Annotated in this window: 12 protein-coding genes; 6 read left to right on the forward strand and 6 right to left on the reverse strand. The window is 45.4% G+C overall.

The window, feature by feature from the left end; genetic code table 11:
- The first annotated feature begins 124 nt into the window (after window positions 1-124).
- Window positions 125-982: a putative RNA methyltransferase gene (locus DK187_RS12675; RefSeq protein WP_111607718.1), complete on the forward strand. Its 858-nt coding sequence runs from the start codon at window positions 125-127 to the stop codon at window positions 980-982.
- On the forward strand, window positions 975-1,607 hold the full coding sequence (gene can, locus DK187_RS12680) for a carbonate dehydratase (RefSeq protein WP_111607719.1): 633 nt from the start codon (window positions 975-977) through the stop codon (window positions 1,605-1,607). The genes DK187_RS12675 and can overlap by 8 nt, the downstream gene beginning before the upstream one ends.
- A gap of 66 nt (window positions 1,608-1,673) precedes the next feature.
- On the opposite strand, the gene DK187_RS12685 is transcribed toward can, so the two are convergent.
- Both DK187_RS12685 and DK187_RS12690 read right to left on the reverse strand, forming a co-directional pair.
- On the reverse strand, window positions 1,674-2,627 hold the full coding sequence (locus DK187_RS12685) for a LysR family transcriptional regulator (protein ID WP_111607720.1): 954 nt from the start codon (window positions 2,625-2,627) through the stop codon (window positions 1,674-1,676).
- Window positions 2,628-2,758: 131 nt separating this feature from the next.
- Window positions 2,759-3,949, reverse strand: a complete 1,191-nt coding sequence (locus DK187_RS12690) for an AGE family epimerase/isomerase (RefSeq protein WP_111607721.1) — start codon at window positions 3,947-3,949, stop codon at window positions 2,759-2,761.
- A gap of 182 nt (window positions 3,950-4,131) precedes the next feature.
- On the opposite strand from DK187_RS12690, the gene DK187_RS12695 reads away from it, so the two are divergent.
- Together DK187_RS12695 and DK187_RS12700 are read left to right on the forward strand one after the other, a co-directional pair.
- Complete coding sequence (locus tag DK187_RS12695; protein WP_111607722.1) at window positions 4,132-5,334, forward strand: ROK family transcriptional regulator; 1,203 nt, start codon at window positions 4,132-4,134, stop codon at window positions 5,332-5,334.
- A gap of 77 nt (window positions 5,335-5,411) precedes the next feature.
- On the forward strand, window positions 5,412-6,908 hold the full coding sequence (locus tag DK187_RS12700) for a TyrR/PhhR family helix-turn-helix DNA-binding protein (RefSeq protein ID WP_111607723.1): 1,497 nt from the start codon (window positions 5,412-5,414) through the stop codon (window positions 6,906-6,908).
- Window positions 6,909-6,974: 66 nt separating this feature from the next.
- Here the strand turns inward: DK187_RS12700 and DK187_RS21110 are convergent, their stop codons facing one another.
- The 4 genes from DK187_RS21110 to DK187_RS12715 all read right to left on the reverse strand — a co-directional run bounded on the left by DK187_RS21110 (window position 6,975) and on the right by DK187_RS12715 (window position 11,315).
- Window positions 6,975-7,136, reverse strand: a complete 162-nt coding sequence (locus tag DK187_RS21110; RefSeq protein WP_157959137.1) for a hypothetical protein — start codon at window positions 7,134-7,136, stop codon at window positions 6,975-6,977.
- Between the two features lie 103 nt (window positions 7,137-7,239).
- A complete protein-coding gene (locus tag DK187_RS12705; protein WP_111607724.1) occupies window positions 7,240-8,061 on the reverse strand; it encodes an HAD-IIB family hydrolase in 822 nt (273 codons plus the stop codon).
- A 51-nt stretch (window positions 8,062-8,112) separates the two neighbouring features.
- Window positions 8,113-9,537, reverse strand: a complete 1,425-nt coding sequence (locus tag DK187_RS12710; protein WP_111607725.1) for a sigma-54-dependent transcriptional regulator — start codon at window positions 9,535-9,537, stop codon at window positions 8,113-8,115.
- Window positions 9,534-11,315: a transporter substrate-binding domain-containing protein gene (locus tag DK187_RS12715; RefSeq protein WP_111607726.1), complete on the reverse strand. Its 1,782-nt coding sequence runs from the start codon at window positions 11,313-11,315 to the stop codon at window positions 9,534-9,536. The genes DK187_RS12710 and DK187_RS12715 overlap by 4 nt, the downstream gene beginning before the upstream one ends.
- 378 nt (window positions 11,316-11,693) lie before the next feature.
- On the opposite strand from DK187_RS12715, the gene DK187_RS12720 reads away from it, so the two are divergent.
- Window positions 11,694-12,665 (forward strand): TAXI family TRAP transporter solute-binding subunit, encoded by a 972-nt coding sequence (locus DK187_RS12720; protein ID WP_111607727.1) that lies wholly within the window; start codon window positions 11,694-11,696, stop codon window positions 12,663-12,665.
- Between the two features lie 113 nt (window positions 12,666-12,778).
- Entirely contained in the window at window positions 12,779-15,367 is a 2,589-nt protein-coding gene (locus tag DK187_RS12725; RefSeq protein ID WP_111607728.1) for a TRAP transporter permease, read from the forward strand.
- Window positions 15,368-15,400 lie beyond the last annotated feature (33 nt).

A 15,400-nucleotide genomic window follows, 5' to 3' on the forward strand; every position in this document is an offset into this window, starting at 1 on the left:
GATTCGCTGGCGTGAACGGTTGAAATAAGAAAGCATTATGGCAGGGCTTTTTTTCGTGTTCAGTATCTTACTAATAGGTTATCCTTATCGTTAATAGTGCTTATTAATCAACTATGGATACATTGTGTCGACGCTTGAAAATCTTTCTTGTCCGATAGACTCTGCGCCCTTGCAAAGATGCGAACGCAGCCTAATTTGTCAACACGGACACACTTATGATTTGGCCAAAACGGGCTATGTCAATCTTCTTCCAGTGCAAAACAAACGCTCTAAAGATCCCGGCGATAGCAAGGAAATGGTGACTTCGCGCCATGCTTTTCTTAATCAACATCACTATCAGCCTATCGTTCAAGCAATTCTCTCATCTTGGCCAAAAGAAAATTTGCACAACGGGGTTCGTATTCTTGACGCTGGGTGCGGAGAGGGCTATTACCTCAGTGAAATCGGCCGTGTCTTGTCTGACCAAGGTATCAATGCTGAACGTATGGGATTGGATATTTCCAAATGGGCGGTCACGGCCGCCAGTAAGCGCGATAAAGATATCAGTTGGCTGGTGGCCAGTAATGCCAGTTTGCCGATGCCAAAGGAACGCTTTGATGCGGTGCTGTGCTTGTTTGGCTTTCCCGTATTTACTGAGTTTTCTCGAGTATTGAGCGATCATGGCGTGTTATTGCTGGTGGAGTCTGGTGCCGATCATTTGATTGAGTTGCGTACATTACTCTATCCATCCATTCATGAGTATAAAGCCACATTTGCGGCGGGTGTGCCTGGCTTTGAGTTGCTACATGAGCAGGCCGAACGCTTTACTTTTACTCTGGATTCCCAGTTACACATTCAACAATTGTTGAGCATGACACCTCATATCCATAAGGCTTCCTATGATGGCCGCGAGGCGGTAAAGCAGCTTAACTCTATTACACTGACGGCGGACATTAAGCTGCGTTGGTATCAAAAAGAAATTAAGGAAGTAAATTATGTCTAGTCATTTAGATGAGCTGTTTAATAAAAATAGAGAATGGGCGGCCAAGGTGACGGCAGAGGACCCAGAGTTTTTTTCTACCTTATCGAAACAACAAAAGCCGGAATATCTATGGATTGGCTGTGCAGACAGTCGTGTGCCCGCAAACCAGATTGTGGATCTTTTACCTGGTGAAGTGTTTGTTCATCGTAATATTGCCAATGTAGTGGTGCATACAGATTTAAATTGCCTGTCTGTTATTCAGTTCGCTGTGGACGTGTTAAAAGTAAAACACATTATGGTGGTGGGGCATTATGGTTGCGGTGGTATTAAAGCGGCCATGGGAACGGAAGAGCACGGCATGATAGACAACTGGTTGCGCCATATCAAAGATGTTTATCGTTTGCACCGTGAAGAGTTGGATGGCATTGAAGATGAGCATGCGCGTTTTGATCGTATGTGCGAGTTAAATGTGGTGGAGCAGGTGGCGAACGTTTGCCAGAGCAGTATCGTGCAAAACGCTTGGAAAATGGGTCAAGAGTTGCACGTGCATGGTTGGTGCTACAGCATAGAAAATGGACATATTACGGATTTGAAAAGAACCGTATCTAATGCAGAGGAATCGCTACAGCAGTTGAATAATATGTAGTGAGATGCTGGTGGTCATAAACAAAAAACGAGCATCAGGCTCGTTTTTTGGTTTCTGCGTGTTGTTTTATAAATTATTGTTTTCTGCGATGGTTCGAGCGCAGCCCGCAATGGTCGAGCGCAGCCAGATATGACCGGGATCATGTTGTAACAATGGGCTCCACAGCATTTTTAATTCTACTGGTGGAATGTCAAACGGGGGCGGCAGTACAACAACACTTTGATTGCCTTTCATCAGGCGGGTGGCCAATGACGGTAACGTAGCAATCAACCCCAATTGTTCCGTAGCACGCATGGCGACATTATAATTGCGTGTAAACAGGCGGATATTGCGTTTAAAGCCTAAGTCCGCCAAGGTGCCATCGACCCAGCCCAGTTTTTGCACTTCTTCTGGCTGAATGCCAACACCAACACCGAAGCCTGTTTTACTGACCCAAACGTGTGGGGAAGCAAGGTAGGTTTCTAAAGAGAAATTGTTGGCAATGTCAGAATTGGCAGGTACTAGACAGGAGAAATGATCTACCCAAACGGACTTTTGGTGGAAAGATTGTGGCAGGGTGTCAAAGCGATTGATCACCAAATCTACTTTACCTTTTTCCACATCATGAAAGCTGACATCGCTTGGGTTCATGACATCGAGTATGACATTGGGCGCTTCATCCTGTAGCTTTTTCATCAGCGGCGGAATGAGCGTGGCTTCTGCGTAGTCGCTGGCCATAATGCGAAACACTCGGGAGCTTGATTCCGCTTCAAAGTTTTGGCCTAGGTGCAGTACTTCATCGACCGCTTGTAAAATGCTTTGCACACGAGGTTGCAGCTGTATGGCGAGTGCGGTTGGCATCATGCCGTCGCTGGTTCTAACTAGAAGTGGGTCGTGGAATAGATCTCTTAAACGTCTTAGTCCGTTACTCATCGCTGGCTGAGTGATGCCCAACTGATTGGCGGCGTGGGTGACATTCTGCTCGCGAAGTAAGGAGTCCAAATATCGAAGTAAGTTGAGATCTATTTTGTCTAACTGCATAAGGAAAGAGGCTCATGTCCACTGACGTTGGGGCTGCATGATACTGTATTTTGCCACTAAATAGAATGAGACCTTTGCTCGTAGCATCGTGCAAAGGTCTTACAAAGGTCGCCCACGAGTGAGCGAGGGGATTATTTGGCCTTGGTTAGCTGGTCTATCACCTCATAACACGCGCCCATGGTGTGGTAGTCGGTTTTTCCGGCTGGACTTTTGCAGTCATCGTAGGCTTGGTTGTCTTGGGTGAGAATGCGAAACCAAGCGCCGTATTGGTGATCAATCATGTGGGACCAACTGTATTGCCACAGTTGCTGATATTTGTCCCAGTAGTGTGTTTCTTTGGTTAGGATCGCAAGCATGGCGGCGGCGGCAAACGATTCGGCTTGAACCCAGAAATACTTATCACCGTCACAAATATTGCCCTCTGGGTCATAGCCATAACAAAGGCCACCGTTGTCGTGATCCCAAGATTTTTGCCAAGCTGAGTCAAACAGTGTCTGAGCCGTTGGAATCAGCCAATCAAGTGGTGAGCGTTGATGAATCAATAACAGCAGTTTGGCCCATTCTGTTTGGTGGCCGGGTTGAAATCCCCATGGGCGGAATAAATGTTTTGGGTTGTCTTTGTTGTAATCCCAGTCCACTTGCCAATCTGGCGTGTAGTGTTCCCAAATTTCACCACCTGCTAACGCCGCTTGGCGTTGGCAAATGTGTTTCGCGATTAGGGTAGCGCGTTCTAAATAACGATGTTCATGTGTTGCATCATAGGCGGCAAGCAGTGCTTCGCAGCTGTGCATGTTGGCGTTTTGGCCACGGTAAGGGGAAACGTTCTGCCAATCGCTGGATATTTCATCTTTGTATAAACCGAATTGAGCATCCCAGAAATGTTCTTCCATGGTATGAAAGGTTTCTTCAATCCACGGTTTGGCTTCTTTTACGCCGGCTTTGTAAGCGGTCGCATAAGCCAGCATCACAAATGCAAAACCGTAACAGTGGTTGGTTTCGTCGAGGTTTTGGTCTTTGCTGAGCAGCCAAACGTAGCCGCCATTTTCACGACGATGGCGCCCACGCAAATATTCAAGTCCATGACGAGTGGCGTCTAAATAAGCCGGCTTACCTTCAGCTTGATAGGCTTTGGCGTAGTTAAAGACAAAACGTGTACTGCTGACGAGATGACGGGTATCGGCATCGTAAATGTCACCATTGTCTTTGAAAAAATGAAAAAAACCACCCTTAGGATCAATGCAGTTTGGTTGATAGAAACCCATTGTCGACTGGATGTGGTCTTGTAAAAAAGCAATTGAGCTAAACTCTGGAAAAGAAGGCATGACGTTGTCCTTTGCTTTGGCTGTATAATGCTAGCCTTTTTATTGTTGTTTAAGTTATTTATAAGAGCGATTGCTGACTTCTCATCTTAATGAGTTATGTGATTAAATCAATTAGATTTATTAAATCCCAGCGATGAGCTGAGAAGGTGTTCGTTTGCGAGCTCAAAATGAGAGTGGATTATATGAAATCGTCTGGTAGTACCTCAGAACAAAGCCGTATATACAACGAGCGAATTATTTTGCATTTGGTGCGTCAGCATCCTGAGATATCCCGAGTCACTATTGCAGAGCGAACTGGCTTAAGCGCTCAAACGATCTCGGTGATTACCTCGTCTTTGCTTGAGCGGCAGCTATTACAGATTGACGGCAAGGTAAAAGGCCGTCGTGGGCAGCCTTCGGTCAAATTAAGCATCAACAAACAAGGCGCTTATGGATTGGGCATTAACGTTGACCGAGACCATATCAGTGCGGCGCTGTTGGATTTTAGTGGTCGCTGTATTTTGTTGTTAGAGCGCGTGGTGTCTTTTCCGACAGAAATGCTTGCGAAAAAAATCGCTGAAGACTTGATTGAAGAGGTCAAGGCGACCTTAGGGGCAAATTGGAGTAAGGTGCAGGGCGTTGGGCTGGCCAGACCCGATTATATGGATTCGTGGCTGGAGACTTTAGTAACGGATACCGACCAGCGGGCGGACTTAGACAGGCTAAAAGAAGCGTTAGCTTACTGGCAGTCTGATGCATTTGAATTTTGGCTAATGCAGTTAACGGGGTTGCCATGTTTTTGTGAGAACGATGCCGTGGCCGCCGCAACCAGTGAATTATTATTGGCATCAGAGGTGCCACAACGGCATTTCTTTTACCTGTTTGTGAGTACGGCCTGTGGTGGCAGTTTTGTTGCCAATGGCGAGTGTTATTTTGGTGCGCATGGCAAAGCTGGCAGTTTTGGTTTGATTCCGTCCGCCACGGGAAAGCATGGCAAGTGGATTCTTGAAGCCTTATCTTTGTCGTCATTGCGACGTTTTTTTATGGAACAGCAAGCCTTATGGCCAGCTACGCCAGTGGCCTGGCAAGATTCGCAATACACTTGTCTTATTGATCAATGGGCAGAAGAGGTGGCATTCGAAGTCACACCAGCTTTGGCTTCGGTGATTGCCTTGTATGATCCGGAAGCGATTCTCATTGGTGGGCGTTTACCGACTTGCGTATTGAACGCTTTAATAGCAAGCATGGAGCGCTCATTGATGGCTCATAGTATGCTGCCATTACCCATAATACGCATCGCCCAAACAGGCCATACGGCGGGAGTGTTGGGGGCGGCGGTATTGCCCCTGTATGAAACCTTTGCGCCGCAGCAAAATTTGTTGCTTTTAAGTTCAAAAGAAAAGTAGTTCAAAAGAAAAGTAGTTCAAAGGAAAAGTAATGCTTCGCTCTGAAGCAAGAAAATGACCATGAGATTAGCAATACCATGAGATTAGAAATTCAGTGTGAAGACAGAATTGGTATGGTGCGTGAAGCCCTTGACCTGTTTATCCCTCATCAAATTGACATGCGTTTGGTTGAAGTGGATACCAAGCGCCGCTGTATTTATTGTGGTTTTTCCGATATCCCTTTTGCAAAGTTACAGCGGTTATTGGCGGATATTCGTCGTTTAGACAGCGTAGAAGACGTTAAAATCGTTATGTTTACGCCCTCTGAAAGAGAGCACAACGCCCTTTATACCTTGCTTGAGGCCTTGCCAGATGGCGTGATATCGGTTGATTTAAAAGGTCATATCACCATGGTGACAGAGTTGGCGGCGGAAGATCTTCAGGTGCCTATTGCGCAGTTGCTGCATAAACCGCTGCAGCACTTTATAAAAGGTATGTATTTTTCTAAAGAGACTTGGGCGAATCCGAAAGAAGGCACGAGCAAGCGAATACGCATTCGCAATAAAACCCTATTGCTGGAAATGAAGCCGATCTTTGTCTGTGATGACGATGGTATGGCCAACCCTGCAGGAACGGTGATTTACGTAAAATCGAAAGCACGTTTAGACCGTCAAGCGGACAGCCTAAAACAAGCGCCTGATGCTGAAAATCGCCTAGAAAGCTATTTTTTGCCAGTGGTGACAAAAAGTGAAGCCATGCGACGAACGCTTCGGCAAGCAAAGGCTTTTGCTGATGTGCCACAGCCTTTGTTTGTGCAAGGGGAAATGGGAACAGGCAAGCGCGATTTGATCAATGCTTTGTTTCAGTATTGGCATAAAGGCCAAGCTGATTCTGAGGCGCAGCTGGTTATTTGTCCTGCTAGAGACATGACAAGGGATCACCTTCCGACGTTGGAAAAAAGCTCGGGGTGGTTTGTGATCGAGGACGTTGAGTATTTGAATGATGAGGTTCAAATAGCGTTAGCGAATTGGCTTGCACGTCAACCGAGTGAGAGTACGAGCTTTGGTGCGCGTATGCGGGTTGTGTGTCTGAGCTCTTTGACACCAGTTCAGTTAGCCGATGGTACTAGAATACAGAAATCGCTGTATTTTTCTTTGGCAACGCTGGTGTTATCTGTGCCTTCTTTACGAGAGCGTAAGGACGATCTGGAAGGCTTGGTACAACACATTGTCGCGGCCTTATCGGAACGTTATCGCCAGCCCGTGCCCACTATTTCAAAAAGTGCTTTTGTTAAGTTGGCACTTTATGCATGGCCTGGAAATTTAAAAGAGTTACAAAATACGTGTTTGCAGACATTTTTGACCGTCAAGGACAGGGAATGGCAAGTGGATGATATTTGTCTGCCGGAATGTCATGACTTGATCAATCGCACATTGATTGCCGACTCATTGGAAGTCACGGTAAAACAATGGGAAGCGGATTTGCTCAAACAACTCTATCCTCGCTTTCCAAGCACAAGAAGATTAGCGAAAGCCGTTGGAATGAGCCACAGTGCGATAGCGAACAAATTAAAGGAATACGGTATTAGCACATAGAAAAGCCAGACTGGTTTTACCCAGGCTGGCTTGAGGAGTGCTCGGTTAGTATGGAGAATAAAAAACTTAGTATGGACGTCTGTGGCGCGGTACTGGACGACGTTGTTCTTCACGCTCGATTTTAATCGGTTGCAGCTTTGTTTTCGGCTGTGTTGTCTGTTTCTGGATATTGGCGACCAAGAAAGCAATTGCTGCGCAGGCAACGATGAATAACAAAAATTCAAACATGGCATTTCTCCAAACTAATTATTCTTTTAACAATCATGGTTCAAAATGATCGTTGGGTAAAGGCATTTATGTTGTCTTTTGGTAACTTTAAACAACAGATATGCTACAAGTCATACCTTTTTCTTAAATAACGTGCAACACCGTCTTCGTCATGATGACCGATAACATCCGTGGCCGCATCTTTGATATGAAGCAAGGCGTTCTCGGTAGCAAACGCCTCATCAGAGACTGAAAACATCGAGAGATCATTGTCTCCATCTCCAAAGACTAGCATTGTTTGGGCACCGATTTCTGCCTTTAGTTCCATTAATGCCGAACCTTTACACACATTGCTGTGATGAATATCTAACCAGAATGCCTCTGGATTATAGATGCCACCGCCAGAATACGCCGTTAAATGGCTGTGTTTTTGGGTATCTTGCACAATGTTTTCAATAAACTCTGGTCGTCCCATGGCGCTGATATTGGTGATTTTTGCGTTGTGTGAGAGTTCAGCTAAAGGATGGAGGCTCATGTTTTTGTGATTCCCTAACTCATTAGCAATGTGATCGCTCAGATGGCCGCTCAGGGGGGAGTGGTAAACACGATGGGATCCATCGTCTTCTAGACAAAAAACAAAGGGCGTAACTTGGTTTTCTTCAAAAGAGCTCAGCAGTTCTGAAATATGACTTTGAGACAGAAGGTGACGATGACGATAAAGGTTTTGTTGAGGGTCCCACCATTCGACACCGTTTTTAAAAATTTGCCAGTTAGGAAAGTCATGCCCTTGGATACATGGCAGCGCGGCAAAACGAGTTCGGCCCGTCGCTATCGTGTAGAAAACCCCCGCCGATTTTAAACGCTCAAGCGTCTCAAGTGTGTATTCAGAAAGGCGCTGATGCCGATTTAATAGGGTGCCGTCTAGATCAAATGCCACTAATTCCATAATCACCTCATACTCTAGGACACCGACTATCGCACTGATTCAGCGAGGTATTCAAGTGTCTTTTTCGTTTTTGCCGTGGTTTTCCTTCATGTTTTTTAGCCGCTTACTGAGCGCTGGTTGTGAAATGCCTAGCATTCTTGCTGCGAGTGATTGATTACTGTTGGCTCTTTTCATGGCTTCCTCAACCAATAAGTCCGCCATATTACTCAGTGTCGGTAATGGGCTATGAGGGGGAAAGAGGAGAGTGTTTTCCGAGAGGTCGACGGCTTTTTCTCGGTTGAATAAGGGTTCAAAAGGCGCGCAGTTTAGTTCATCCGTTGTGCTTTGGCTTACGGCATCGTAAATCAGGGCTTTTAACTCTCGAGCATTGCCTGGAAAAGAGTACTGAGACAAGTTAACTGATAGGCTTTTTGGCACCGTTAAGCTTGGCTTGTTCATTTCTTTGCAAGCTAATGTCATAAAGTGATCAATCAATAAAGGAAGGTCAGCCAACCGTTCTCGTAGCGGTGGAATCGTCACCATATGGGTTTTTAAGCGAAAAAATAAATCTTTACGAAATTTTCCTTCCGCTTGTAGCTGCGATAATTGTTGATGTGTGGCAACGACGATTCTGGCTTCCATTCTTTTAGGCTTGTCACTTCCAACAGGGTAGTACTCACCTTCTTGCAAAAGGCGTAACAGTTTTACTTGAGAGGCTAGACTGAGATCACCAATTTCGTCCAGAAATAATGTGCCTCCAGCCGCTTTTTCTACTAGGCCTAGCCGTGTTTTGTCGGCGCCTGTAAAGGCACCACGAGCGTGTCCAAATAGGGTGTCTGCGAAAACATTGTCATCGACCCCTGCCACGTTGACGCTTACCAGTGGACCAGGACAACGGCTTAGGTCATGAATGACGTTGGCAATGAGCTCTTTGCCCACACCACTTTCACCAGAAATTAAAACCGGTTGGCGCGTTTTAGCGATTGATTCGATATAACGAAAAGCAGACCACATGGTTTGATCTGAGGTAATAATGTTGGCAAAGGCATCCGGCTTTTCCAATTCGTTCGATAAGATTTGTGCTCGCAGTGCTTGGTTTTCTAAAGTGAGCTCTTGGGTGCGAATGGCGCGTTTTAAACCGTCTAGGATTTGGTTTTGGTCTGACGTTTTCACAAAATAGTCAAAGGCGCCTTGTTTGACGCACTCGACAGCGGTATTCACTTGATTGACGCCGCTGATAATGATGACACACACATTGGGGTATTCTTCTTTTAGCCAGGCCAACACCTTTTGGCCCGACACTTTGGGCATGGTGAGGTCGAGCAAAACGAGCCCGATGTCTTCCGTTTCCATGAGTGAAGGAATCTGGCTTGGATCGGAGCAGGTTATTAAATGGTTAAAGCCTTGTATTTCTAGGGTTAATGACATGCTTCTAAGAAAGGCGATTTCATCATCAACCAATAAAATCTTAAACTGAGGGTAGAGATTATGTTTCATGAAAGGCTCTTATTTTTTTTAGGTAATTCAAAAATATCAGTGTTGCTGAAGGCGCCTTCCATTGCTGTATTTGGCTGATAAACGGGGAAAGACACCGTCACACAAGTCCCTTTACCTACTTCCGAATCAAAGGCTAATTTCCCTTGATGGGTGTTAATAATCGCGGCAGAAACAGACAGCCCTAATCCAGTTCCACCTTGTTCTCTCTTGGTGGTAAAGAAGGGGTCGGTTAAGCGAATAAGATTGGCAGGATCAATGCCTTTTCCTTGATCCTCAATGACAATAAGGACCTCTTTCTCATCCAAGCTTAAAGTCGTTGTGACACGAATGCTATCTTGGCGTTTTTCTATGGCGTCACAAGCGTTGATAATTAAGTTAATCATTACTTGTTCTACTCGTTGAGCGCTGCCGATGATGATTGGATCGCGTTTGTCTACATAAAGTTCAAAGTCATCGGTGGCGTTTCGAATGCTGGTGTCTACCAACCGAATGGCCGTGGACACCACGTCGTTTATGTTAACTTCTTGAGTGATTTCATTGGGTTCTTCGCGGGCAAAATCTTTTAAGTCGTTTACTATGTTGCGAATGCGCAATGTGCTTTGATCCATTTCGTCTAGTAAATACGGTAACTCCTGACGTAAACGCTCAAACTTAAGGCCCGCGAGTGAAAAACTAGGGTCATTTTGGGCGTGTTTTGCTAAATAGGGTAGCGCATCTATCCAAGCGGCTTTTAGGATGGGAAGGTTGAGCATCAATAAGCCCGTCGGATTGTTTATTTCGTGAGCCACCCCTGACACAAGTATGCCTAAAGAGGCCATTTTATCCGCTTGAATAAGTTGTTCTTGCTGTGATTTTAGCTGATTAGAGCGCTTTTCTACTTCTTTTCTCAGCATCGCGTTCCATATGCTTATGGCACCGATGGCGAGCAACAAAGCGATAATGATAGAAGCCGCGTACAGCCCTAATTTTTTCCATGGAAAAGGCGCTGGCTCTAAGGCTCCAAACCATTTTTCGTAAATTTGTTGTTGCTTACCGGTATTTTTGAGGATGGCTAGGCCTTCGTTAAACAGAGCGATAATGTCTTCGTTTTTGGGCAATGCACCATAACTTAAGCGTTGGCCCGATATTGGGCTGGCGATGGCATGGATATTATTGAGCTGCATTTCTTTGCTTAGATAAAGGCTAGGAGAGTTTGCCGTTAATGCGTAGTCGTGTTTTCCTGATGCCAATAAACGCAGTGCTTCAGCGTGAGTTTGAACGGGGATGATGATGGCCTGAATATTATTATCAATTAGGTATTCGTGCATGATGCTGGCGTTTTGGATCATCACTTCTTTATTTTTGAGCTGCGTTACATCGTTGATAACGGGGGAGTCTTTGCGAGCAAATATTGAGTAATTTACGATGGAATGTGCAGATGAAAAACGAATGCTCCGAGCTCGTTCATCGGAATAAGCAATGCCTTGAAGAACATCTAAACGACCAGAATGTAGGTCTTCAAATATGGTTTGCCAATCGGCCATTTCTATTTCGATATGAACCCCCATCACTTCTGCAATGGCTTGTGTGAGTTCAACTGTGTAGCCCGTTGGCTCACCGTCCTCTCCCGCAAATTCGTAAGGCGGAAAATTATAATCTGCCCCTACGGAAATCACCCTTTTTCCAGCCAGTACTGCCGCATTGCTGTCTCTTGCAGAGAGCGGACTGGATAAGGACGCCAAGCCTAAAAATAAACACAATAAAGAGGCCAAAGTACGTATTGTTAATGAGCTTAGCATGGGTGAAATGTCTTTTTTATTAATGTTATTGAAGCGAATACTAACGGTATGGACAGAATAAAAAAAGCATGGGAAAGGAAAATAGGAATACGTAATGAGCTTAAATTTTTTTGCAATATAACAAAAGTTATAGCCATAGCTTTTGTTATTAAGTGTATGGAGTGTGCATATTTCGTAGGCTCTAGTTGACAGTTTCTTTTCAAACGTCTTTTTTCTATAACTTAAGTTATAGTTTTGAACGCAAGTAAATATGTGTTTTTATCTTATTATTTTCATAAATATCAATTGGTTAGAGTTTTTTATGGAGTTGGCATTTAACTTGCCATACAGCATCCGTCACATGACATTATTTTAAATACCGGAATGCTTGAGGATTCTATGATAATTAAAAAAACACTATTTAAAGCTTTGTTTGTACCTGCGATAGCGGGCGCTTCTATGTTGTCTATGGCCGACACGCAGTTTGTTTCGATTGGCACGGGTGGTGTAACAGGGGTCTATTACCCAGCAGGCGGTTCAATTTGCCGTATGTTGAACAAAGATCGTGAAGAGCATGGCATTCGTTGTTCTGCCGAATCGACGGGTGGTTCGGGTTACAACGTTAACAGCATCCGCGCTGGTGAATTGGAGTTTGGTGTTGCTCAGTCTGATGTTCAAACGGCCGCGCTAGAAGGTACTGGGCAGTTTGAGGGGAATCCTTTTCCAGAGTTGCGTTCTGTATTCTCTTTGCATCCAGAACCGATTCATCTAATGGCGCGTGCAGATTCCGGTATTAAGACATTTGATGACCTTGCTGGCAAGCGCGTTAATATTGGCAACCCTGGCTCAGGTAACCGCTCTATGATGGAATTGTTAATGGCAGAAAAAGGCTGGACGACAGCGGATTTTTCCATTGCCGCCGAGTTAAAAGCGTCTGAGCAAGCGCAAGGTATTTGTGATGATAAGTTTGATGTGACCATTTATGTCTCCGGTCTGCCAAATGGCGTTGCTCAAGAAGCAGCCACGACTTGTGATATCAAATTAATTCCAATGAACGGGCCTGCTTCTCTTGCCGTTATGCAAAAAAATAGCGCTTTCTCACAAGCGATTATTCCAGCCGGAATGTACACAGGAAACGACCAAGATATTGCGACATTTGGACCCAAAGCGACCATAGTGACGTCCGCTAACGTTTCTGATGAAGTGGTTTATCAACTGACGAAATCTGTTTTTGAAAACTTAGATTCGTTTAAGCGTTTACACCCCGCCTTCGATCGCCTTGAGCCACTTGAAATGGTTCACACTTCCCTTGTGGCGCCATTGCACCCAGGTGCTGTGCGTTACTACCGAGAAAAAGGTTATATCAAGTAAATATTCTGTTGCATGACATTTCATGCGGTTTGAATGAAGCACCTATCTTGCGATGGGTGCTTTTTGAGTTTTGCAATACGCTGCCACTGTAAAGTAGTGGGTTAGGAGTCGGTATGTCGATCAACACAAGCACCACAGTTTCCCCCGATAAGTTAGATGAACTTGTCGCAGAAGCCGATGTCGGTAAGCGCAGTCCAACGGGTAAGATCTCTATTGGTCTACTTTTTTTGGTACCACTTTTGTGGTCCTTGTTTCAATTATGGACAGGTTCTCCTTTGCCTTCACAATTTGGCATCGGTTTTTTAAACGATACACAGTCCCGTGCTGTTCATTTGGCTTTTGCTGTGTTTTTGGCATTTTTAGCCTTTCCTGCCTTTAGCAAAAGTCCTACAGGTTATATTCCTTGGGTAGATTATGTTTTGGCTATTTTGGCAGCGGCCTGTGCTTCCTATTTGTTTCTCTTTAATGATCAGTTAGCGACACGTCCTGGTTTGCCAACGACCATGGACCTTGTGGTTTCAGCGATTGGCTTGGCGTTGACTCTAGAGGCGGCAAGACGTTCTCTTGGCCCTGCCTTGATGCTGATTGCCTTATTTTTCTTGGTGTATGTCTTTTTTGGTGACAGCGCCATTCTGCCTGAGATATTGCGCTGGAAAGGCGCTTCTTTCGAAAAAGCCATGAATCATATGTGGCTTACGACCGAAGGGGTATTCGGCATTGCTTTGGGTGTGTCTTCTGGCTTTGTTTTTCTATTTGTTTTGTTCGGCGCCTTGTTAAACCAAGCGGGCGCGGGCAATTATTTTATTAAAGTGGCGTTTGCTTTATTGGGTCACATGCGTGGTGGTCCAGCAAAAGCCGCGGTGCTTTCTTCTGCCATGACCGGTTTGATTTCTGGGTCTTCTATTGCCAATGTGGTGACGACGGGAACCTTTACTATTCCACTTATGAAGAAGGTGGGGTTTAGCGCCGAGAAAGCGGGTGCGGTAGAAGTGTCGTCATCGGTGAACGGTGTCATCATGCCACCTGTGATGGGTGCTGTGGCGTTTTTGATGGTGGAATACGTTGGTATTTCATACATTGAGGTGGTCAAGCATGCATTTTTACCCGCTACGATTTCCTATATAGCCTTGCTCTATATTGTGCATTTAGAGGCGCTTAAAGCGGATATGAAAGGTTTGCCTCGCTCTACGCCTGCGCGCACTTGGACGGCGCAGTTGATTCGCACCGGTATTGTTGTCACCAGTATGTTGATACTCGCGGGCCTTTTGTATTACATCGTGGTGGCGGTAAAGTGGTTACTTGGTGACTATGCCAACGCGGGGTTATTGGCTCTGGTGGTGCTGGGTTATTTTGGTTTGTTGTATGTGTCTTCAAAATCCGACGATTTAGAGATAGAGGCCAGTGATGAAGAGATTCTTAAGCTGCCTATTTTCTCGGAAGTTTACAAAGCTGGCCTGTATTACCTTGTACCACTTCTTGTTTTAGTATGGTTTCTAATGGTTGAGCGCAAGTCTCCAGGGTTATCGGCTTTTTGGGCTTGTATGCTGATGGCGTTCATTTTGTTAACTCAGAAGCCATTAAAAGCGTGGTTTCGTCAACAAAAGCATATTGTGCAGCAGGCAAAGTCGGGGGTTGTTGATTTGATCGACGGGCTCAATACTGGCGCTCGTAATATGATCGGTATTGGTGTGGCAACCGCAACGGCGGGGATTATCGTCGGCACGGTTACCTTGACGGGGATTGGTCAAGTTATGGCCGAGTTCGTCGAGCTGGTGTCTGGCGGTGTTTTGATCGTTATGCTGCTGATGGTGGCGTTGATCTCCCTCGTGCTTGGAATGGGATTGCCAACGACAGCGAACTACATTGTTGTCTCTTCTCTGATGGCAAGCGTTGTGGTGGAGCTGGGTGCTCAGTCAGGCTTGATTGTTCCTTTGATCGCCATCCATATGTTTGTGTTCTATTTTGGCATTATGGCCGATGTGACACCCCCTGTCGGCTTGGCTTCTTTTGCCGCTGCCGCTGTGTCGGGCGGGGATCCGATTAAAACGGGCTTTACCGCATTTTTTTACTCGATGCGCACCGCTTTGTTGCCGTTCTTATTTATCTTTAATACCGATTTGCTCTTGATTGATGTGACCTTTATCGAAGGGGTGGTGGTTTTCATTGTGTCTTTGGCGGCCATGTTGGTTTTTGCGGCTGGTACGCAAGGCTACTTTATAGCACGCAGTAAATGGTATGAAAGTGCAGCATTGTTATTGATCGCCTTTACGCTTTTCCGTCCCGGTTTTTGGCTGGATATGGTCGATGCTCCATATCAAGAGCGGTCAACCGAAGAAATGTACCGCTACATTGATCAGCACCCTAATTTAGACACGCTAAGAATGTCGGTGGAAGGTGAGAGTTTAGATGGTCGCTGGATCTCGAAAACGGTACATATGCCGTTATTAGGTCAAGGTGATGCGGTTGATCGATTGCTCAAAGGTGCTGGCATTGAATTGCGTGAAGAAGGGGGTAAATATCTGATCGACAATTTATCGTTTGGTAGTTATGCAGAACAGCAGAAGTTGGATTTTGACTGGGAAATTACGCAATTTGAAGTGGCGGCAGACAGACCGGCAAAAGAATGGTTCTTCATCCCTGCCTTTTTGTTAGCCGTGCTTGTGGTTTGGCGTCAGCGTAAACGTAAAGCGGGTTTAGAGTAATAATCCCCTTATTCTTTGTTCACGACTTTGCTG

The organism is Marinomonas arctica (genome assembly GCF_003259225.1).
Taxonomy (GTDB): domain Bacteria; phylum Pseudomonadota; class Gammaproteobacteria; order Pseudomonadales; family Marinomonadaceae; genus Marinomonas; species Marinomonas arctica.

What these genes read in the sequence shown, in the direction of transcription:
- can (WP_111607719.1), top strand. Translation starts at nt 975, where the DNA reads ATGTCTAGTCATTTAGATGAGCTGTTTAATAAAAATAGAGAATGGGCG.
- DK187_RS12685 (WP_111607720.1), bottom strand. Translation starts at nt 2,627, where the DNA reads ATGCAGTTAGACAAAATAGATCTCAACTTACTTCGATATTTGGACTCC.
- DK187_RS12690 (WP_111607721.1), bottom strand. Translation starts at nt 3,949, where the DNA reads ATGCCTTCTTTTCCAGAGTTTAGCTCAATTGCTTTTTTACAAGACCAC.
- DK187_RS12695 (WP_111607722.1), top strand. Translation starts at nt 4,132, where the DNA reads ATGAAATCGTCTGGTAGTACCTCAGAACAAAGCCGTATATACAACGAG.
- DK187_RS12700 (WP_111607723.1), top strand. Translation starts at nt 5,412, where the DNA reads ATGAGATTAGAAATTCAGTGTGAAGACAGAATTGGTATGGTGCGTGAA.
- DK187_RS21110 (WP_157959137.1), bottom strand. Translation starts at nt 7,136, where the DNA reads ATGTTTGAATTTTTGTTATTCATCGTTGCCTGCGCAGCAATTGCTTTC.
- DK187_RS12705 (WP_111607724.1), bottom strand. Translation starts at nt 8,061, where the DNA reads ATGGAATTAGTGGCATTTGATCTAGACGGCACCCTATTAAATCGGCAT.
- DK187_RS12710 (WP_111607725.1), bottom strand. Translation starts at nt 9,537, where the DNA reads ATGAAACATAATCTCTACCCTCAGTTTAAGATTTTATTGGTTGATGAT.
- DK187_RS12715 (WP_111607726.1), bottom strand. Translation starts at nt 11,315, where the DNA reads ATGCTAAGCTCATTAACAATACGTACTTTGGCCTCTTTATTGTGTTTA.
- DK187_RS12720 (WP_111607727.1), top strand. Translation starts at nt 11,694, where the DNA reads ATGATAATTAAAAAAACACTATTTAAAGCTTTGTTTGTACCTGCGATA.
- DK187_RS12725 (WP_111607728.1), top strand. Translation starts at nt 12,779, where the DNA reads ATGTCGATCAACACAAGCACCACAGTTTCCCCCGATAAGTTAGATGAA.